A 20,179-nucleotide genomic window follows, 5' to 3' on the forward strand; every position below is an offset into this window, starting at 1 on the left:
GTTTCGAAGAGCATTTAAGTGATGAAAAATTATCTTACGGAATAGAATTTAGAAAAACGAAATCTCAAGAGATAAGTATAGCCAGTGTTGCACCTGGGAGTCCTGCATGGAAAAGCAATCAACTTCACGAAGGGGATATCCTTCTAAAATTAGAACATGAAGGCAAGGAAAATGAGAATTTTGAATGCACTTCTCTTAGCTCCCTGGCCGAAATGTTACAATCTTTTTCCGCTGAGAAAAAAACAAAATTCACGTTTAAGAAAACAAATGGAGAAACCATAGAAGTTGAACTCGAAAAGGGGGATATACAAGTCAGTGACAACATCATTTCTTCCTATATACTTGATGGTGAAGAAAAAATTGGATACATCTACCTTCCCTCCTTCTACACCAATGACGATTTTTATTTTTTACCCAACGGTTGTGCCAATGATTTAGCCAAAGAATTATTGCAGTTAAAACGCGAGGGTATTGAAGGATTAGTTCTCGATTTAAGAGACAATGGTGGAGGATCATTACTCGAAGCCATTCGATTAGTGGGTAGCTTTATCAATTTTGGAGGTGTCACCATTATTGACGAAAGAGCCGATGAAAGATATACTTTAAAAGATCCGAGCAGAGGTTATATTTTTGAAAAACCTTTGGTGATTATGATTAACCAATTCAGTGCCTCGGCTTCAGAATTGTTTGCTGCAGCAATGCAAGATCAAAACCGCGGGGTAGTTGTAGGATGCACGAGCTTCGGTAAATCAACCATGCAAAATATCCTCCCTCTTGAGAGAAGCGGTGAATATTTGGAAAATCATTTTGTGAAGGTTACTACAGGAGCATTTTACCGCATCGATGGAAACACACATCAAAACAAAGGCGTGGTGCCAGATGTTGTAATCCCCCACCCTTTCCAAAACATTCCTATTAGTGAAAAGCACAATTCGAATTCACTTTATTTTGATACCATTTCCAAAAAGACGTACTACTACCCCGGTACACCTATCGAGAGCTCATCCCTTCAGGCCCTGAGTAGCGAACGCATTGCAAGAGACAGCAATTTCATACAAGTCCAACACTATAATCAAAAAGTTCAACAACGCTTTAAAGGACTTACTATTTCTTGTAATTACGAGGATTTTGTGCACTACTATTACTCCGATGATACATGGGAAGGAGACACCGTAAAAGTTGTTTACACGGCAGACAGGCCCAATTATTTTAAAGACAATCTCTACACTGCTAAGGCAGATGAAATTATTGCCAATTCATTAGAAGGAATTAAAGATGATATCTTCATCAACGAAGCGTATCAAATACTTATAGATCTTATAAATCAAACACAAAACAAATGAAACATCTAAAAATGCTTTGTACACTTTCTTGTGCAATGCTCTTTGCTTTTACAAGCTACAGTCAATCTTCAGTTGAATACATGAACAGTATTCTTGAACCTATCGCTGAATTAAAAACAGAAACGTGGAAATACATGAAAGCCATTACCAAAGGTAAAGGTGCGCGTAAAGTTGAAAACAAACGTTTAGAGTTAATCACAGGATTAAAAAATGCGAAACGTCAAGTAGCTAAGATTTCTGATTTCGAGGGAGACGATGCTTTCCGTGCTGAAGCAGAAGAGTACTTAGGAATGAGTATTACTGTATTAGAAGAAGATTTCGGTAAAATCTTGGACATGGAAGACATTGCTGAGCAATCTTATGACTTAATGGAAGCGTATTTGTTGGCCAAAGAAAAAGCCAATGATAAATTACAACAGGCAGGTGATGAGCTAGATGCAGCGCAAAGAACCTTTGCAGAAGCTCACAACATAACATTGATTGATGCGGAAGACGATAAGACTACTGAAAAAATTAAAAAAGCGGGCAAAGCCCTTACTTACTACAATGAAATTTATTTAATTTTCTTCAAGTGCTACAAACAAGAGGCTTATGTTATGGAGGCGCAAAGTAGACAAGATGTAATGGCTATGGAGCAAAATATTAACACCTTAAAATCTGATGCCGAAGCAGGACTTGAAAAATTAGCTGCATTAGAAGCTTTTGATGGTGACAAAACATTAATTTCTGCGTGTAAAGAAGCTTTAGAGTTTTACTTAGATGAAGCTGAAAACACTTTCCCTACCATGTTGAACTTCTACTTGTCACAAGACAACATGAACAAAGCAAAGGAGACTTTTGAAAACACAAAAAAGAAAGACAGAACACAGAAGATAGTTGACAAATACAATGATGCAGTTAAGGCATACAACGAAGCTGTGGGTGAATTCAATGGTGTAAATGATGCCGCGAATGATAGAAGAGGAGATACCTTGAAAAACTGGAACAAAAGTGTAGATAAGTTCTTCTCCAATCACGCGTAATCTAAACCCATAAATTTGGCGTAGGTATAACTAGAAATGGTCATTTTAATTGCCCATTCCCCTTTTTCATACTAATTCTTAAAAAGATGATTAATTTTGGGGATTGAATCAGACTTTAGTACAATGATTAAAACGGATATAATTATTATAGGTGCAGGTCCAGTTGGACTTTTTGCCATCTTCGAAGCAGGACTTTTAAAGTTAAAATGTCACTTAATAGATTCATTGCCACAAGCAGGTGGACAGTGTTCTGAGATTTACCCTAAAAAACCGATTTACGACATCCCAGGATTTCCATCGGTATTAGCGGGAGATTTAGTAGACAACTTGATGGAACAAGCAGCTCCTTTTAAACCTGGATTTACACTAGGTGAGGCAGCTGAGAAAATTGAAAAGCAAGAAGATGGTTCTTTCATTGTAACGACTTCTAAAGGTACACAACACCACGCTCCTATCGTAATGATAGCAGGAGGTTTAGGAGTATTCGAACCACGTAAACCACCAGTAGAAAACTTGGCAGATTACGAAGACAAAGGAGTTGAATACATCATTAAAGATCCTGAATTCTACAGAGGTAAACGTTGTGTTATTGCAGGTGGAGGAGATTCAGCATTAGACTGGTCTATCTTCTTGGCTGAAAAAAACATTGCTTCAGAAGTTGCTTTAGTTCACCGTAGAAGTTCTTTCAGAGGTCACTTAGATTCAGTTCAAAAAGTTATGGACTTGGCTGAACAAGGTAAAATCAAATTGATTACTGAAGCTGAAGTTGTAGGTTTAGAAGGTGATGGTAAGGTTGAAAATGTTACCATCAAGCACAAAACTGAAGGTGAAATCAAAATGGATACAGATCACTTCATTCCATTATTCGGTTTAAAACCATCTTTAGGACCTATCGCTGATTGGGGATTAGAAATAGAAAAGAATGCCATCAAAGTAGACACAAGAGATTACTCTACAAACATTGAAGGTATTTACGCTATCGGTGACGTGAACACTTACGAAGGTAAATTGAAATTGATCTTATGTGGTTTCCACGAAGGTACAATCGCTTTACAATCGGCATTTGCACGTATCCACCCAGACAAGAAGAATGTATTAAAGTATACTACAGTAAACGGAGTTCAAGGATTCTAAAAACTTGTATACTTGTTAATAAAACTAAAGTCGACTCATTTTGGGTCGACTTTTTTTTGAACCTAATCCCAACTCAGGTGTACCGTTAGAAAACACCGCATATGAAAATAATTGCTCAACTTATTATAGCCCTATTACTGTTCTTCTATACACAGGTAAGTTTCGGTCAGAACAACGAACCTTATGACGACAGTTTAACCTTTTACAATTTTGGTTTGCCAGCTGTCCATCAATTCCACATCAAAGATAGTATTGCCAACAGCATGGGCTTTAATTATAGATATGTTGCAGGGTGCGTACTTCGTCCCGGACAAATGGAAGAAATCCAAGAACACAACAAGGCTGTTCGCAAAAGATTAATGCTTTTATTAGGTCCAAACTGGGAAGAAGAGTTCAACGAAAAATACGCCGAAGCGATGAAAGAAGATGAATAACTTATCTAATAGACATAGAGATTCTAGATAATCTATATACTTCAAAGCACACCAACAATTTTGAATTGTGGCTTTTAAATTTTGAAATGAATTTGGCTGCCTTATCGCGTTTTCCGCTATAGTCCTTAGTTGTTGGTTGTTTCAAAGTCGGCGCAAACCAAGCTTCACGGGGGTCGCTTTCCTTGCTTGCTTTTCAAACATCCAACACCCTCCGGGCTGCCGCTACAACCACGGGCAGGATTAATTCTTCTTACGCTTCCTCCAATTAAAATCTCTATCGTTAATCAATACAAAACGCAAAGAAATATACAATTGATTGGTATTCGTAAAACTATCCGATCGGGTTAAAAACATATACCCCGTCTGTAAATGCAAGGGTAAAAACTTATAACCTATTGCCGGACCAATACCAAAACGTGTTTCATCAAAATTACTTCGGAGAGCAATACTTCCACCATAGGTCAAATTCAACCTCCCCTTTTTAAACCAATAGCCTGCAGAATAACCCAAGACGTTTTCCTTAAAATTGTAATCAAACCCCATGTTCACGCCATGCGTCTTTGGTTTGACTAATTTCACCTGTTTAAATTGCATTTCTGCACCTAATTCCAAATGTCTGTAGCGACCTTGTTGAATTCCTATGTAAGGTCCAGATTTACGAACAGAGAGCAAAGGTTTCTTGTTTTTTTGCTCAAACAATTTCCTATCCTGACCGAAGGTCAAGCTCATTGTACTCAACAGAAACAACAATAATAAACTATTCTTCATCCCGCTTTAATTTATCCTTCAACTCATCTATACTCACCCCTAAAGAATCTGCCTTTTCTTTTAAATCCAACGCGTCGTTCACCGTATCGTTAAATTCTTCTAAAACAGACTTTTTCTCCTCTACATTGTTCTTTAGCCAAATTCTGCTGTCTTCTACTGCCGGTATGGTAACTAATGCCACTTGCTTCATCGGTTCGTAGAACTTTGATTCTTCCTTTTGTTCCCTTGGAACAAAATTCCCTCGTTCGTCGTAAGTTTCAACCAGTATGATTAGTATACTCAAAGTGTATACCATTTTTATAAGAGAAAGTAATACTCCTAAAAGCTTGTTCACGGGAGATAAGTTCACCAACTCTACCATTTTTTCAAGCATTCTTCCTGCAAAATAAATCAGAGCTCCCACCACTAAAAAAGTAAGTGTAAAAGCAACTACAGGTAAGTATTTATCTTCCATCTCTATACTTCCGTTGATTTTCTCTGCTGTAAAATCAGAAAAATGTATTCCCGCGTAAATCCCTACAAGTAAAGCCAACAACGTGAATAACTCTACAATGAGACCTTTTTTAAATCCCTTCCAAGCTGCATAAGCCAAGGGCACAAGGAGAAGTATATCTATGGTATTCATGACCATAAAAGTATAAGGGATATGTATTTAATTTACCTTCAATCAAGGTAGTTGCTAACAGCAGACTAGGGATTACCTAGTTCTTGCAGTTGCAAGGTGGATCAAATTTCACCTCTACATCTTTCAATAAAGAGGTCCATTTTTCTACAAATTGCTTGTTAAAAGTTTGTCCGCGCAAATCTACATATGTCAACCGACCATTAAATTTAGCAAACTCTTCAGGCAGTGTGGTAAGCATACAATCGTACAAATCCAACACTGTTAAATGCTGCAAAGAACAAATTCCAGGATTTAAATAATCCAAGCTGTTTTTCGCCAAACTCAAATATTTAAGTTCTTCCAATAAGTTTATTACTGGCGGACAAATTGTAAAATCATTTTTAAAAAGATCCAACAACTCTAAGGTCTTAAACTCTTTAAAAAATACAGGAAGTTGGGTCAACTTATTTTTACTAAGATCAAGTGCTTTAAGGTTTTTAAACCTTTGAAGTTCTGAGGGTAAACTATCTAGTTTAGATTTAGAAAAATCGATGGCATAAACTGTATCTGGATGCGCACTTAAGGCTTCTTCCCACGAGATGAATTGATAATTTTCTTTTGCTTGATCAAACTGTGCGTTTAGACTAGTAATTATGCTCAAGAATAGTATGCCTAACCAAAACCTCATCCTTTTCTATTTGTTTTTTTAATGCATCCAAAGATTCAAACTTCTCTTCGTTTCGTATACGTTTCAAGAAAGTTAATTTCAATTCTTGTCCGTACAAATCACCTTTAAAATCTAAAATATGAACCTCAACAGAAAGATGATTTTCATTATCCACAGTAGGTCGAGTACCAATGTTTAGCATACCATAAAAATCACTACCACTTTCTAGCGTAACTTTTACAGCGTAGACACCTTGTGCAGGTATCAACTTCATACTTCCATCCACATCCAGATTTGCTGTTGGGTAATTAATAGACCTTCCTATTTCATTCCCTCTAATCACCTTTCCTGAAAGTGTAAACGGTGCTCCCAGAAATTTATTGGCTGTGTAAATATCTCCTTCTAATAAGGCACGCCTAATTTTGGTACTACTTACGTTAACTTCTTCTATATCCTGAGCAGCTATTTCCCTTACATCAAAATCATAAATAGGTGCCAAATCCTTTAAGAGTTCTAATGTTCCCTCTCTGTTCTTACCAAATTGATGATCATATCCAATCACCATCATCTTGGCCTGTAGTTTAGCGACCAAATAATCGCGCACGAATTCTGTTGCTGTTAAACGAGAAAACTCTTTAGTAAAAGGAAAAACAACAACGTTCTGTAATCCTACTTCCTTAAGCTTGTTTAACTTTTCAATTTGGGTTTGAATAAGCTTTATACCGTGAGAGTCTGGAAAGAGTACCATGCGAGGATGGGGATAAAAAGTAAAAAGCACAGATTCTCCTCCTATTTTCTTTGCCTCCTCATTCAATTGCTGAATAATTTTCTGGTGACCAATATGCACACCGTCAAATGTACCTATGGTTATAACAGGGTTAGGAATTTGCTCAAAATTTTCGAATCCTTTAATTATCCTCACGCTCGCTTCAATTTGCTTCAAATATACAGTTTTTCGTTGCCCTGTATGATGATAATTGTGTATTTTTATTAATAATGTCTTAGCTTATTATTATATGCTTGCATAGTATATAATTCTTTATTATATTTAGCTGACTCAGAACGAGTATTAAAACTAATTTATAGAACTTTAAATAAAATTATAACCCAATGTCAAACACTATTAAAGGCGGAGAATTCATCATCCGCGATACCAAACCCGAAGAAATTTTCACACCTGAAGAATGGACAGAGGAGCAACAAATGATTGCCAGTTTGTGTGATGATTTCATTGCTCAACATGTTACTCCGAATTTAGATAGGATAGATAAAATGGAAGAGGGTCTTATGGTTGACATCTTAAACAAGGCCGGTGAACTTGGATTATTGGGGATGTCTGTACCTACAGATTTATCTGGAATGGGAGTAGATTTTAAAACCTCTTTATTGGCCACAGAATACCTTGGTAAAGGTCATTCGTTCTCTGTGGCATTTGGAGCACATACAGGAATTGGAACCCTTCCTTTACTTTACTACGGTAACGAAGAGCAAAAACAAAAATACATACCAAAATTAGCCTCTGGAGAATGGAAAGCCGCGTACTGTTTAACAGAACCGAGTTCAGGGTCAGATGCGAACTCAGGTAAAACGAAAGCGGTATTATCAGAAGACGGTAAACACTACATTTTAAACGGACAAAAAATGTGGATTACCAACGGTGGTTTTGCTGACTTCTTCACTGTTTTTGCGAAAATAGACGACGATAAAAAATTGACAGCCTTCTTGGTAGAAGGTAACTCAGAAGGAATTACATTAAATCCTGAAGAGAAGAAAATGGGTATCAAAGGTTCTTCTACACGTCAAGTATTCTTTAATGATGTAAAAGTACCTGTAGAGAATTTACTTTCTGAAAGAGAAAATGGATTCAAAATAGCGCTAAACATTTTGAACATAGGTAGAATTAAATTGGCAGCGGGAGTTTTAGGAGGATCGAAGCAGTCTTCTACAGATTCTATCACATACGCCAATGAAAGAGAGCAGTTTGGTAGACCGATTTCTAAATATGGAGCAATTCGCCATAAAATCGCAGAGCAAATCATCAAGACCTATGTTTTAGAAAGTGCTATGTATAGAGCCGGACAAAACATTGATGATGCCATTGCAGATTTAGTGGCGGGTGGTATGGATAAAGGTCAGGCCACCTTAAAAGGAATAGAACAGTTTGCAGCTGAATGTGCCATGTTAAAGGTCGCAGGATCGGAATGTTTAGATTATGTGACCGACGAGGCCGTGCAAATTTACGGTGGAATGGGATACTCAGCAGAGTCTCCAGTAGAAAGAGCCTACAGAGACGCACGTATCAATAGAATATTTGAAGGAACCAACGAAATCAACCGTATGCTAACGGTAGATATGATATTGAAAAAAGCTTTAAAAGGAGAACTAGATTTAATGGGACCAGCACAGGCGGTGGCCGGAGAATTAATGAGTATTCCTGATTTTGGAGATACACCAGAGGGTCCATTAGGAAAAGAAGAAGGATACCTAAAAAACTTCAAAAAAGTATTGTTGATGGTTGCTGGTTCTGCCGTTCAAAAATTGATGCAGACTTTATCTAAAGAACAAGAAGTATTGATGAACATCGCAGACATTGCCATCGCAGTTTACCAAGCTGAAAGTGTTATGTTGCGCGTACAGAAGAAAATTGCAAAAGATGGTGAAGAAGCTTCTGCCAATGAAATCGCCATTGCAAAAACATATTTCTACGATGCTGCAGATGCTATCAATAAATTCGGTAAAGATGCCATAAACAGTTTCGCCGAAGGAGACGAAGGAAGAATGATGTTGGTCGGATTAAAACGATTTACTAAAGTGGATCCTTTCAATGCAAAAGAAGCAAGACAATTAATCGCCCAAACAGCGATAGAGAAAAATGCATACCCTCTTTAATCTGAACGGATAGTGGGAAATCATAAAACAGCTACCAATTAGGGTGGCTGTTTTTTTTGCGCGATTTCTAAGAACAGAAAATAAAAAAGGCTACCTCAAACGAGATAGCCTTTTCAATTTTATAGAGATGTATACTCTTACATTGTTTCAGTTTCCGTTGCTGGAGCTTCTTCAGCAGTTGCAGCTTCTAAAGCAATTCCATCTGCGTAAAAAGTCATTCCGTATTTTGGACCCGTTACTTGAGCAGCAGCTTCGTCGTGAGACATTCCACCATCTTCTAACAAGTGAATTTGATCATCAACAGAAGTTGTGTCTTGTTTTGCAGTTCCAGTTAAGTAAGCTATAGTTCCCATTTCCGTAGTTGTAGGAATTGTAAAGTGGTCTACAAAACGTACCATGAAATCTTCTCCTTCAGCTGGGTGCTTAACTTTTACCCAACATCCCATTTTAGTACAAACTCCTGTTAACTCTCCTTTGAAAGTTGCAGCCATTTCTGTTTGTCCTTCGAACTGAGTTAACAACTCCTCTGTAGAAATTGCTTCTTCTTTGTTTACAGCAACCGCTCCAAACTCAGTTTTGTTTTCGTCCATTTCAGAGTGCTCGTGACCTGTGTGATCTTCACCTTCATGGTTCTCGTGTCCTTCGTGGTTTTCAACTCCTTCTGCTGGAGTAGTAGTTTCTTCTGCGTTGTTTCCACATGATGCCAATAATGCAGCAGCTGTGAAAGCCATAAGTACTTTTTTCATAATCTTTTTTGTATCGGTTAACAAATATAGAAAACTGTGCCGAAAACTTAACAGTTCTACCCTATAATTTACTATTGTTTTTATGTCTGTCTTTGTCGCGTATCGTTTTCTTTTCCATATTCTTAGCTATTGCTTCAGTCAAATCAACACCTGTTTGATTTGCAATACAAGTCAATACGAAAAGAACATCTGCTAACTCGTCTCCAAGGTCTTTTCCTTTATCACTCTCCTTCTCACTTTGTTCTCCATACCTTCTGGCCATAATTCGAGCAACCTCTCCTACTTCTTCCATCAACATGGCCGTATTGGTTAACTCATCAAAGTACCTTACCCCTATATCCTTGATCCAAGTATCGACTTCTTCCTGGTATTTTTTAATTTCCATTACTCTTTATTTTTAGAATCCATGGTAATAGTAACTGGTCCATCATTACACAAGCTAACCTGCATATTGGCTCCAAATTCACCTTGTTCCACTTGATCTATTTCTAAATTCAATAAACGTATAAATTCCTGATACATCTTTTGAGCAAAGTCAGGTTTTCCAGCTTTAATGAAACTCGGTCTATTTCCCTTTTTTGTAGAAGCATGAAGAGTAAACTGACTAATGGCCAAGACTCCACCGTCGACTTCCTTTATCGATAAATTCATCTTCCCGTCTTCGTCAGAGAAAATACGCATACCTATTAATTTCTTCACACACCACGATAAATCTTCCATGGTGTCCGCATCCTCAATTCCAATCAACACCAAAAGTCCCTGACCTATTTCCCCAATTACTTGTTGGTTAACCTCAACCTTTGCATTGGAAACACGTTGAATTACTAACCTCATCCAAAAATGCTTTTTCTAAAATGATCGTCTTCGTCGTCGTTAATTAAACTTAAGTAATTGATATATCTTGATTCTGCAATCTCACCATTTTCAACAGCTTCCTTTACGGCACATTGAGGTTCATTTTGATGCAAGCAGTTGTTGAATTTACAATGATTCAATCGCTCTCTCATCTCTGGAAAATAATGAGAAATATGTTCCTTTTCTAGTTCAACTATTCCAAAGGCACGAATACCTGGTGTATCGATGATAAAACCTCCCGATTTCAATGGGTGCATTTCTGCGAAAGTGGTTGTGTGTTGACCCTGAAGGTGAGTAGCACTAATTTCATTGGTCTTTATATCTAAATTATCATCTAATGCATTTACCAAAGTACTTTTCCCTACTCCAGAATGTCCAGCAATCATAACTTGTTTACCCGCAATCTCATCGCGTAAAAACTGAACATTATCCTCTTTAAGCGCTGAGATTTTTTGACAGGTATATCCTATTTTCTCGTACTTCTCTATCATGGCATCCACCAAAGGCAAGTGCTCCTCAAAGTACATATCCATTTTGTTAAATAACAGGGTAACCGGAATTCGAAAAGATTCTGCAGAAACCAAAAACCTGTCTATGAAAGCCAAATGCGTTTCAGGTGCTACCAAAGTCACTAACAAATATGCTCTGTCAACATTCGATGCAAGAATATGCTTCTGTTTCGAAAGGTTGATGGATTTACGAACAATATAATTATGACGAGGCATTACATCCTTAATCACTCCTTGATTGAGCTCCTTATCGCTCACATCAAATTCCACCTCATCGCCCACTGCAACAGGGTTGGTTGTTTTTAAACCTTGCAACCTAATCTTACCTCTTATTCTACACGAATACAAAGTGTCTTCATGCAACACACTATAAAGCTTCCCGGTAGATTTTAATACTTTCCCTATCAAATTGTCTAATTAACGTTAATGTGTTGTAAAAATAGTAAAGTTGAATGGTTTAGATTGCCTTGAAACCTTATCTTCGTTCCCAAACGCGTAAATTATGTCGATTACGGTAAAACATCTTACAAAGTATTACGGACAGCAAACCGCTGTTAACAATATTTCATTCCAAGCAAAAAAAGGAGAAATCCTTGGGTTCTTAGGTCCTAACGGAGCGGGTAAATCTACCACTATGAAAATCATAACAGGATTTATTCCAGCGAGCGAAGGTCACGTAGAAGTTTGTGGTTTAGATGTAAATGAACACCCCATAGAAATACGTAAAAAGATTGGATACCTTCCAGAACATAACCCTTTGTACCTCGACATGTACGTAAAGGAATATTTGAGTTTTGTGGCCAAAATCTACAAAGTCAAAAATGTAAAGGAGCGCGTAGCTGAAATGATACAAAAAGTTGGACTCGAAAAAGAACAACACAAAAGAATTGGAGCTTTATCTAAAGGATATAGACAACGTGTTGGATTAGCTCAAGCTATTATTCATGATCCAGAAGTTTTAATCTTAGATGAACCCACATCTGGTTTAGATCCGAACCAATTGGTTGATATTAGAGCATTAATCAAAAAAATTGGAGAGGAAAAAACGGTAATGCTTTCTACGCACATTATGCAAGAGGTTGAAGCCATTTGTGATAAAGTAATCATCATTAAAAATGGAGATCTGGTAGCAAACAATACCGCTGCCGAACTACAAAACCAAACAGAGGAAGTTGTAATATATGTTGAATTTGAAGGTGATATTTCTCGCAATCAATTGAAGACAATAGAAAATGTTTCTCGTGTTGAAAAAATTAGTAATTCAGCCTTTCTTTTAAGTGGGAATAAACAAAATGACTTAAGAAAAAATATTGCTTCTTTTGCCCAAAAGAATGAATTACTCATTCTTACGATGAAAGTTGAAGAAAAGAGTTTAGAAGAGGTATTTAAAGCCCTCACTAAATAAAAAAAGCGCTAACATCTCCATGTTAACGCTATACTAAAAATAAACTCATGATTACAACTGGTCTCCACCAATTGTCTTCACGACTAACACAACGGAACCATTTTACGTACCGTTGGAAAAAAGTCAAAAAAAACCAGAAGAACACCTTCTGGTTTTTTTTCGATTGATTAGAAATGAGTTTAAATAATCGTCAAGTCACTTGCTTCTACGGCTATAATAGCTTGTCGAATACCTTTTTTGTTTTTGTAAAAACGAGACACCATTCGCCCTTGAACACCAAGCGGTCTACTCTTGTAACCGAGCTCTTGAATCAAGCGTGCTAGCCTTCCTGTAGCCACTATATTATGCCAATTACTCATCCTCAAAGTTTTGCCCTCTTCATCGAGATACGGCTCGTTAGTCCTTAAGCTAAAAGTTGCTTTAATCCTTCCATTTTCCTCAGAAAATCTAGGTTCATTCGAAATCTGTCCAATCAGATTCACGTGGTTGATGTTTTGAAGTTCCATCTTCTTAATTTTTAGGGGTTTGATTTTCTTTATTATCCTTCAACACAACAAAACTCTGTAATTCTACTTGTGTGTTGTAGTGTTTCTCTCCATTCTTATCGGTGTAATCATTGTTCACCAACTTACCTTCGAGCGCTATTTCTACTCCTTTAAGTAATCTACCTTCGCAAAGACTCGCTGAACCTCCCCAGGCAACCACCCTGTGCCATGTTGTATTCGTTACCCATTCACCACTTTTATTGCGGTAATTTTCGTTGGTCGCGATAGTAAACTTTGCCATTTTTCTTCCTTCTTTGAATTCACGCATCTCTGGGTCAACTCCTAATCTTCCGATTAATTTTACACTGTTTCTTAAATTGTTCATGATTGAAAAGTTTTAGTAAATAATTTGTTAAGTTTTGTCTTGCGTTGATCCTTCAATCACATCGACACCACAAAGATTTATAAGATTCTTATCTAGATTCGGTTAATAAATAATTGTAGTCGATTATTAGTCGTTTGTAATTGCGTAAATACGTTTACGACACTAGAAATTAAGAGAAAGAAGAATTTTCAGTTGCTACTAAAAATTCAACCCAGAATAATTAAAGGACCATCCTTTTTCCTTCTTGATTATTTCTATTTTTGAAGCCTATCATTTTTTTCGCAAAAACATGACAAAAATTCAATTGACACTAACGCTGATCTTCTTCTTTACTTTCTCTACTTGGGCATGTAAAAAGGATAGTATTCCTCGTAAAATTAGAACATCAATTCCTGCTTTAACGCAATACCTTACGGCAGACAAGCAAGGTGACTTAGAAAAAGTGGAAGCTGTTTATAGTTGGATTACGCACAACATTGCCTACGACTATGATAAGTTAGAAAGTGGAAAAATGTTGGTAGGTGTTGACCCCACAAGCACCTTAAAATCTCGTGAAGCTATTTGTTCAGGGTATGTAGAACTCATGCGTGCCATGTTACAAGAAATCAACATTAAAAGCGAAACCGTTTCTGGATACATCAAAGATTCACACTGGTCTGTAGGTGATACTTTATTCGAAGAATCACATGCTTGGATTGCCTTCAGAATTAATGGAGAATGGCATTTAGCGGATCCAACCTGGGATGCCGGTTATATCGGAAGAATACCAAAAAAAGACTTTAGAGAAAGAAAATATATTCAGCACAGTTTCAAATCAGAAAAAAGAGAAACACGCGTATTAGATAGAAGAGAAAAGCGCAAAGAAAAAAGATATGCAGCATGGGAAGAAAAAGATGAATACACCAATAAAACTGGTTTCGTTTATCAGCCAACTACAGATTATTTCATGATTCATCCTGATACCTTTTTATTATCTCATCTTCCCACCTACCCCATCTGGCAATTGCGCAATGAACCAATTACCTTATTGGAGTTTACCCAAAATGAGAAAAATTTAAAAAAATCAATTGCTCAAAAAAGCAATAACAAATTTAATCCAACAGCGAATAACGCGTTTATCCGAGAAAACTTTTTAGATCAACTCATCATCAATGGAGAAAAAGGTCAGCCCTTTAATACCTATAACCCAGGAATTAAGTTATTGAATTATTTCAATTACTTAAACCTCGTTACCCGAAAAGATTTACAGCGTGTTGCGAGAGGTACTACATATTCTATCACACCTTCTAAATATCCCGATTTATTAGCGAAAACGGATACGGTAAGCGAGTACTTAAAAGCATACAAGAAATTTGAAAAGGCCTACTACAAGAAAAACAAAACTATAGATAAGGACGAATATAAAATTGCGCAGTCTAACAATAAAGATCTTTTTAAGAATACAGAAAAGCTCCTTGAAAAACATGAAGATTTCATTGATGACATCAAGGATAACTCAGAAAAAATAGAGGGGCAAAACGAAAAATACACAACGCTTATCAACAAAATTGCACAATCTTATCCAAAGGCAATAGACTATGAAGCCATGGCCAGTTTTGACACCACCGTTGTTCAACATTGGATGGACTCTATTGCAGTGTTACGTTCTCAAATGGATGAGATTATGGATACCCTAAATGCACGCCGCAAAAACACATGTGTAAAGCGCTATATCTATAGTTTAAGTTACAGTAACCGTGCGCTAATGGTAAACCAAAGCTTAATTCCTTACAACAATTACTCAACCAGTGCAACCATCAACGAAATTGATAGTATCGCAATTGCCGAAACAGCATATATGCTCAACTTAATTAACGACAGTGTAGAAACTGAACTTATTGACAGAGAAATATATACGCTAATTAAAGCCATGGAAATGATTACCAAAAAGGCAAAATTAGAATTCAGGGAACTAAAGGCACAAAGTAAAATTGATTACCCTTTCCGTTATGAAACTTTCTTGAATGCACTATTGTACGAAGAAATTAAAAGAGCTGTTCGCTTCAATAACTCTTCGCTTAACTTTAATACTAACGTTATTAAAGCACTTAAAAACTACAGTTATTTACCCAAAGAAATTCATCAATTAGCAGATGAACAAGAAAACCTTAAAGAAGACAAATTCAAGTTCAATTCTAATTTAACGGAGAAAGATCACGAGCGAACAGAAGACCTGATGAAATTGATTGAGAAAAAAGTAGAAACTTGGGAGAAAAAATACGACACGGAAAAATAGTATGCTGGCAGAAGACGAATATTTCGAAACCATAGATTTTAGAAAAGATGGATTAACCTTTAAAACGTACGACAATTGTACGTTTAAACAGTGTAACTTCTCAGAAGTTAACCTATCCAATGTTGATTTTTTAGATTGCGAATTTATGGATTGCGAAATGAGCAATGCCATCATCGGTAATACCGCTTTTAAAAATGTACGCTTCAATAATTGTAAGATGTTGGGGCTACAATTCGAATACGCCAATCCCTTTTTATTACAACTTGCATTTAAAGGGTGTAAACTTGATTTTTCCAATTTTCAAGAACTCAATTTACCTTCTTGCAACTTTTTAGATTCTTCATTACAAGGAGTTGAATTTACAGGGGCAAAACTCGAAAAAGCGAATTTCTCAGGATCAAATTTAGATGGAGCGGTGTTTGTGAACACAACCCTAAATAAAGCAGATTTCTCTCGTGCCTACAATTTCACCATACATCCAGAAAGAAACAAATTAAATCACGCTATATTTGCCCAAGAAGGTTTGAGCGGATTAGTAGCTCACCTCAAAATTAAAATCAAATAGAATGGCAGCAAACCCAAATAAATTTAGACCCTACATTTACCTTATTGCAGGTGTATTGTTAACAATCATGGTAATCATCCGCATTATGGATAAAGAGGCAACATTAGATGCTTTCGATTACATGCAAATGGTAGTTGGACCTTTGGCTACAGTTTTGGGTATTGTGATGTTAAAGAAGAGCAAAGAAAACTAGAATATTATGTCAGAAATTAATTGGAAAACCGTTAAGGAATACGACGATATCACCTACAAAAAATTCAATGGTGTTGCACGTATCGCTTTTAATCGACCAAACGTTCGTAATGCGTTTAGACCTAAAACTACCAGCGAATTATTAGATGCTTTTAGAGATGCTCACGAAGATACTTCTATTGGGGTAGTTTTACTTTCTTCAGAAGGACCTTCTACAAAAGATGGGAAATACTCTTTCTGTTCGGGTGGAGATCAAGCAGCGCGTGGTCACCAAGGTTATGTTGGTGAAGACGGTTACCATAGATTGAACATCTTAGAAGTGCAACGTTTAATTCGTTTCATGCCTAAGGCGGTTATCGCCGTGGTAAACGGTTGGGCTGTTGGTGGTGGTCACTCACTACACGTGGTGTGTGATTTAACATTAGCTTCTAAAGAACACGCAATTTTCAAGCAAACAGATGCCGATGTAACTTCTTTCGATGGTGGTTATGGTTCTGCTTACTTGGCGAAAATGGTTGGACAAAAGAAGGCCAGAGAGATCTTCTTCTTAGGTCGTAACTACTCTGCACAAGAGGCTTTCGAAATGGGAATGGTAAATGCCGTAATCCCTCACGATGAGTTAGAAGACACTGCTTACCAATGGGCACAAGAAATTTTAGACAAGTCACCTACCTCTATCAAAATGTTGAAGTTTGCCATGAACTTAACAGACGATGGTATGGTGGGACAGCAAGTTTTTGCCGGTGAAGCTACACGTTTAGCCTACATGACAGATGAAGCAAAAGAAGGTAGAGACGCATTCTTAGAAAAGCGTAAACCAGATTTTAGAAAAATTAAATGGATTCCTTAACTAGGAGTTTTTAGAATATCATACAATCCTCAAGTGCACGCTTGGGGATTTTTTTGCTCTTATCTTTTTGATTTTTTAATTCAGAATTTCCGCCGGCTGCCTTAACGGGCTAATGCTACTACTCCTCTCCCCTAAAAGTTTTCAAGTAAAGTTCTAGGCAAAGCTTCTAAGGTCGCTTTCCCTCCCCCAACTTTCAATACTTTTCGTCCCTGTGGGGTATCCGCGTATATCCCTGGCAGATTATATTGAAAACTCACCTCGTGGATAATTCAGGATAAAATAAACAAACCTGATTGTTCCGCTTTTTGTCTCAAAAAGTCAAGTTGATTTTCCGCTAAGTAATAAAGATGACTTGTCCAATCATAACCTTCCAAGTATACAATTCCCAAATCAAGAAAAACAAGTCCAAACCTATTGCCTGTAAGAGACGACATTTCATCATACTTGCATCTTTTCAAGATTTCACACCTATCCTCTAGTCTATAAAAATGTAAACGATAATGTCTTTTGTACCTCCACGAATAAACTTCAGATTGTTCACTTAACGCCTTAATAAAGGACTCAAACTTATTTCTGCGCAGCTTTAATTCTGTTTTATTATGATCAACGTAAATCATTGGAATACATTCCTCAATAGTTCACCAATGGTCAAAAACACTAATGCTTACTTTGTGGTAGAAACCTTTAGATAAAAGTGCTTCATCATCTACCAATAATTCCTTTAAATCCGGAAGTTTGTCTTTAAAGGTCTTTATTTCTTCAGAGGTTAAGTTCTTCATAATTAGTAGTAATAAAAAAGGCTCCTACAACGAGGAACCTTTAATATCTGTGGGTATTTCACATACCGGTATGGGTTTCATTTTGTGCAAATTGGCCCTGTGGAATTTGTTATAAATTTCAAGTACTTCTTTATGACGTTCATCTAATTCAGAACCATCACCTTCATAGCCCATGGCCCATTCTAGTTCGGGATAGCTCGCACCGATTTGTTCTTCGTCGCTTCTTCCATCTTCCCACAAACCATCAGTAGGCTTGGCTTCGAGTATAGAATCAACAACGCCTAATTCTCTCGCTATATCAAATACTTCTGTTTTTACCAGGTCGGCAATTGGAGATAAATCTACTCCTCCATCACCGTATTTAGTAAAGAAACCAACTCCAAAGTCTTCTACTTTGTTTCCTGTTCCTGCTACCAATAAACCATCGGCTTGACCCAATGCATAAAGGGTTGTCATGCGCAACCTAGCTCGTGTATTGGCCATCGCTAAGAAGTTCTCTAAGACATGTTTTGGTAAAGCTTTTTCGATAGCGGCGAAACTATCTGTTAATTCTATATCTATGCTTCTAACATTATCAAACTTTGCTTCCAAATCTTTGATATGTTCCATAGCCCTGCTGTACTCCGCCTTGGTTTGACGAATAGGCATACTTACCAATAAAACATCCAACTCCGTTAAAGCACATAAAGTTGAAGTTAAGGCAGAATCTATACCTCCAGAAATTCCAACAATAAATCCCTTCACTCCCGCTCCATTGGCATAATCTTGTAACCAATGAACGATATAATCTACCACCTTCTGCTTATCCAAAACTTCTCCCTTCTTTGATTAAAATAAGATACTTACTTTCAACATTAACTGACGTTGTTTTGCATCAAAACTTCTAAAGCTTAATGTATTGTCAACCTCATTTTGGTTGAATAATGATTTGTTTTTATCATCACTACCAAATACTGCATCTCCTTTAAACATTGGTGTAAATCCGTGGTAGTAAGACAATTCTCCCACTAAACTTACGTTACCAGAAAACTTCCATTCAACTCCTCCTGATAACCCTAAAGCTCCTTGATAAAAGTTGATTTCGTCTTGTGGTTCCATGTCTTCTTTGGTCATAACATCTTCTCCTGTAGGAATTAATTTTCCTTGAGGATTCAATTCATATTCCATTCCCGTATCGTTAGAACGGTTTGAAATAGCAAAACTGTTTCTAACCCCTGCTCTACCGAAGTAACGTGTATAACCGTAATATTTTGTATTGAAGGTCAACATGGTTGGAATGGTTAAAAATACAGGCTTATGCTGTCTTTCATCCAACCTAAAGATTCCATCATAACTCGTATTTCCATCTATGGTTCCATCCTCACCAATAAAATTCTTGCTCTGATAAATTGTTCTATCCTTATACATGTAAAACATCTCTGGCTCATTATCCCCCGTGTTTACAGTATATCTAAATTGTTGAATATCGAAAATCAATCCTGAACTAAATGACAGGTAATCCGCAAACATGTAATGCACATTCACACCCACTCCAAAGTTATTTCCTACGCCTGGCGAGCTAATAAGGTTGGTTTCTGATTGGTTCAATAATATTCCTTCGCTTAACGAAATACCGGCTTGTAATTTCTTTACTTCAGCTTCTTGTGACATAGCGCAAAATCCCAAGAATACGGCGGCAATGGTAAATATCTTTTTCATACTTTTGACAAGTTAGTTATATGCAATAATAATCATAATTTTAATGAGAATCAAAAGCAAAATTCTGGGTACCGCTCTTTTTATAAGCCTTGCTACTGCTTGTACAAGCGATAGATTAAAGGTGGATGTTTCGGATCAACAAGTAGATATTCACTACCTTAACATAGATGAACAAATAAGTGGTAAGTCCGCCCAAGAACTCAATGATATTCATCGAAAACTTACGCAAGAATTAACAGATTTATACCAATATGAATTGAGCTTCAACCTCCGTCAAATTGGTCAGAATCAAACACCTAATGATACAGCCATAGGAGAGAAGCTTTATTATTTCTACCAACAAGAATTCATTCAAAAACTAGAAAAAGAGAAAGCGCAAGCTTTTGATATTCCGCTTCTTGAAAATAAAATCAAAGAAGGCTTTAAACACGTAAAGTACCATTTCCCGGATGCTCCTCTTCCTACAGAACTGATATGGATGAATAATCTATTTGCTAAAGTTCATGCTTCAGACAGTGCAATTTCTGTTGGACTAGAATTCTATTTAGGAGAAGACAACGAAATGATTAAAAAC

At 36.9% G+C, this 20,179-nt stretch carries 24 protein-coding genes; 11 read left to right on the forward strand and 13 right to left on the reverse strand.

Going from position 1 to position 20,179, the window contains the following annotated elements; translation table 11 throughout:
* From AC22ZQ_RS03665 to AC22ZQ_RS03680, 4 genes are all read left to right on the forward strand, one after another.
* Nucleotides 1-1,343, forward strand: a 1,343-nt coding sequence (locus AC22ZQ_RS03665) for a S41 family peptidase (protein WP_318957285.1), incomplete at its 5' end; no start/stop codon positions are given.
* Nucleotides 1,340-2,365: an LIC11966 family surface protein gene (locus AC22ZQ_RS03670; RefSeq protein ID WP_318957286.1), complete on the forward strand. Its 1,026-nt coding sequence runs from the start codon at nucleotides 1,340-1,342 to the stop codon at nucleotides 2,363-2,365. The genes AC22ZQ_RS03665 and AC22ZQ_RS03670, both read left to right, overlap by 4 nt.
* Nucleotides 2,366-2,488: 123 nt before the next feature.
* Nucleotides 2,489-3,499 carry an NAD(P)/FAD-dependent oxidoreductase gene (locus tag AC22ZQ_RS03675; RefSeq protein ID WP_318957287.1) on the forward strand — a complete coding sequence of 337 codons (1,011 nt, stop codon included), beginning with the start codon at nucleotides 2,489-2,491 and terminating at the stop codon, nucleotides 3,497-3,499.
* 101 nt (nucleotides 3,500-3,600) lie between these two features.
* Entirely contained in the window at nucleotides 3,601-3,933 is a 333-nt protein-coding gene (locus AC22ZQ_RS03680; protein ID WP_318957289.1) for a hypothetical protein, read from the forward strand.
* Between the two features lie 240 nt (nucleotides 3,934-4,173).
* Here the strand turns inward: AC22ZQ_RS03680 and AC22ZQ_RS03685 are convergent, their stop codons facing one another.
* The 4 genes from AC22ZQ_RS03685 to AC22ZQ_RS03700 form a co-directional block, all read right to left on the reverse strand.
* Nucleotides 4,174-4,701 carry a hypothetical protein gene (locus tag AC22ZQ_RS03685; RefSeq protein ID WP_318957290.1) on the reverse strand — a complete coding sequence of 176 codons (528 nt, stop codon included), beginning with the start codon at nucleotides 4,699-4,701 and terminating at the stop codon, nucleotides 4,174-4,176.
* Nucleotides 4,691-5,326, reverse strand: coding sequence for a CvpA family protein (locus AC22ZQ_RS03690; protein ID WP_318957291.1), 636 nt, complete (start codon nucleotides 5,324-5,326; stop codon nucleotides 4,691-4,693). Before AC22ZQ_RS03690 ends, AC22ZQ_RS03685 begins: the two co-directional genes overlap by 11 nt.
* Before the next feature lie 76 nt (nucleotides 5,327-5,402).
* Entirely contained in the window at nucleotides 5,403-5,993 is a 591-nt protein-coding gene (locus tag AC22ZQ_RS03695) for a leucine-rich repeat domain-containing protein (protein WP_318957292.1), read from the reverse strand.
* On the reverse strand, nucleotides 5,950-6,894 hold the full coding sequence (locus AC22ZQ_RS03700) for a bifunctional riboflavin kinase/FAD synthetase (protein WP_318957294.1): 945 nt from the start codon (nucleotides 6,892-6,894) through the stop codon (nucleotides 5,950-5,952). Before AC22ZQ_RS03700 ends, AC22ZQ_RS03695 begins: the two co-directional genes overlap by 44 nt.
* Before the next feature lie 188 nt (nucleotides 6,895-7,082).
* Between AC22ZQ_RS03700 and AC22ZQ_RS03705 the strand changes: the two genes are divergently transcribed.
* Complete coding sequence (locus AC22ZQ_RS03705; protein ID WP_318957295.1) at nucleotides 7,083-8,861, forward strand: acyl-CoA dehydrogenase family protein; 1,779 nt, start codon at nucleotides 7,083-7,085, stop codon at nucleotides 8,859-8,861.
* A gap of 137 nt (nucleotides 8,862-8,998) precedes the next feature.
* Here the strand turns inward: AC22ZQ_RS03705 and AC22ZQ_RS03710 are convergent, their stop codons facing one another.
* The 4 genes from AC22ZQ_RS03710 to rsgA form a co-directional block, all read right to left on the reverse strand.
* On the reverse strand, nucleotides 8,999-9,607 hold the full coding sequence (locus AC22ZQ_RS03710) for a DUF4920 domain-containing protein (protein ID WP_318957296.1): 609 nt from the start codon (nucleotides 9,605-9,607) through the stop codon (nucleotides 8,999-9,001).
* 61 nt (nucleotides 9,608-9,668) lie between these two features.
* Nucleotides 9,669-9,992, reverse strand: coding sequence for a nucleotide pyrophosphohydrolase (locus AC22ZQ_RS03715; RefSeq protein ID WP_318957297.1), 324 nt, complete (start codon nucleotides 9,990-9,992; stop codon nucleotides 9,669-9,671).
* Nucleotides 9,992-10,441: a D-aminoacyl-tRNA deacylase gene (dtd, locus tag AC22ZQ_RS03720; RefSeq protein WP_318957298.1), complete on the reverse strand. Its 450-nt coding sequence runs from the start codon at nucleotides 10,439-10,441 to the stop codon at nucleotides 9,992-9,994. Before dtd ends, AC22ZQ_RS03715 begins: the two co-directional genes overlap by 1 nt.
* Complete coding sequence (gene rsgA, locus AC22ZQ_RS03725) at nucleotides 10,438-11,379, reverse strand: ribosome small subunit-dependent GTPase A (protein WP_318957300.1); 942 nt, start codon at nucleotides 11,377-11,379, stop codon at nucleotides 10,438-10,440. The genes dtd and rsgA overlap by 4 nt, the downstream gene beginning before the upstream one ends.
* Before the next feature lie 94 nt (nucleotides 11,380-11,473).
* Here rsgA and gldA point away from each other — a divergent pair, with 94 nt between their 5' ends.
* Nucleotides 11,474-12,376: a gliding motility-associated ABC transporter ATP-binding subunit GldA gene (gldA, locus tag AC22ZQ_RS03730; protein ID WP_318957302.1), complete on the forward strand. Its 903-nt coding sequence runs from the start codon at nucleotides 11,474-11,476 to the stop codon at nucleotides 12,374-12,376.
* Between the two features lie 179 nt (nucleotides 12,377-12,555).
* Here gldA and AC22ZQ_RS03735 read toward each other — a convergent pair whose 3' ends face one another.
* Nucleotides 12,556-12,882 carry a single-stranded DNA-binding protein gene (locus tag AC22ZQ_RS03735; protein WP_318957304.1) on the reverse strand — a complete coding sequence of 109 codons (327 nt, stop codon included), beginning with the start codon at nucleotides 12,880-12,882 and terminating at the stop codon, nucleotides 12,556-12,558.
* 4 nt (nucleotides 12,883-12,886) lie between these two features.
* The gene (locus AC22ZQ_RS03740) at nucleotides 12,887-13,246 is read right to left on the reverse strand and encodes a single-stranded DNA-binding protein (protein WP_318957306.1); all 360 of its coding nucleotides are present in this window, start codon (nucleotides 13,244-13,246) and stop codon (nucleotides 12,887-12,889) included.
* Between the two features lie 289 nt (nucleotides 13,247-13,535).
* Here AC22ZQ_RS03740 and AC22ZQ_RS03745 point away from each other — a divergent pair, with 289 nt between their 5' ends.
* The 4 genes from AC22ZQ_RS03745 to AC22ZQ_RS03760 are packed head-to-tail and all read left to right on the forward strand — an operon-like array spanning nucleotide 13,536 to nucleotide 17,128.
* Nucleotides 13,536-15,521 (forward strand): transglutaminase domain-containing protein, encoded by a 1,986-nt coding sequence (locus AC22ZQ_RS03745; protein WP_318957307.1) that lies wholly within the window; start codon nucleotides 13,536-13,538, stop codon nucleotides 15,519-15,521.
* 1 nt (nucleotide 15,522) lies between these two features.
* Entirely contained in the window at nucleotides 15,523-16,086 is a 564-nt protein-coding gene (locus tag AC22ZQ_RS03750; protein WP_318957309.1) for a pentapeptide repeat-containing protein, read from the forward strand.
* Nucleotide 16,087: 1 nt separating this feature from the next.
* Nucleotides 16,088-16,279: a hypothetical protein gene (locus AC22ZQ_RS03755; protein ID WP_318957311.1), complete on the forward strand. Its 192-nt coding sequence runs from the start codon at nucleotides 16,088-16,090 to the stop codon at nucleotides 16,277-16,279.
* Nucleotides 16,280-16,285: 6 nt separating this feature from the next.
* On the forward strand, nucleotides 16,286-17,128 hold the full coding sequence (locus AC22ZQ_RS03760) for a 1,4-dihydroxy-2-naphthoyl-CoA synthase (RefSeq protein WP_318957313.1): 843 nt from the start codon (nucleotides 16,286-16,288) through the stop codon (nucleotides 17,126-17,128).
* Between the two features lie 638 nt (nucleotides 17,129-17,766).
* On the opposite strand, the gene AC22ZQ_RS03765 is transcribed toward AC22ZQ_RS03760, so the two are convergent.
* From AC22ZQ_RS03765 to AC22ZQ_RS03775, 3 genes are read right to left on the reverse strand one after another with little or no spacing between them, the layout of a single operon-like run.
* Complete coding sequence (locus tag AC22ZQ_RS03765) at nucleotides 17,767-17,907, reverse strand: hypothetical protein (protein WP_318957314.1); 141 nt, start codon at nucleotides 17,905-17,907, stop codon at nucleotides 17,767-17,769.
* A 24-nt stretch (nucleotides 17,908-17,931) separates the two neighbouring features.
* The gene (nadE, locus tag AC22ZQ_RS03770) at nucleotides 17,932-18,717 is read right to left on the reverse strand and encodes an NAD(+) synthase (RefSeq protein ID WP_318957315.1); all 786 of its coding nucleotides are present in this window, start codon (nucleotides 18,715-18,717) and stop codon (nucleotides 17,932-17,934) included.
* Between the two features lie 18 nt (nucleotides 18,718-18,735).
* Nucleotides 18,736-19,605 (reverse strand): outer membrane beta-barrel protein, encoded by an 870-nt coding sequence (locus AC22ZQ_RS03775; RefSeq protein ID WP_318957316.1) that lies wholly within the window; start codon nucleotides 19,603-19,605, stop codon nucleotides 18,736-18,738.
* Between the two features lie 43 nt (nucleotides 19,606-19,648).
* Between AC22ZQ_RS03775 and AC22ZQ_RS03780 the strand changes: the two genes are divergently transcribed.
* Nucleotides 19,649-20,179: gliding motility protein GldB-related protein (locus tag AC22ZQ_RS03780; RefSeq protein WP_486756234.1), on the forward strand; the 531-nt coding region annotated here is incomplete at its 3' end.

The organism is Lishizhenia sp. (assembly GCF_057456495.1).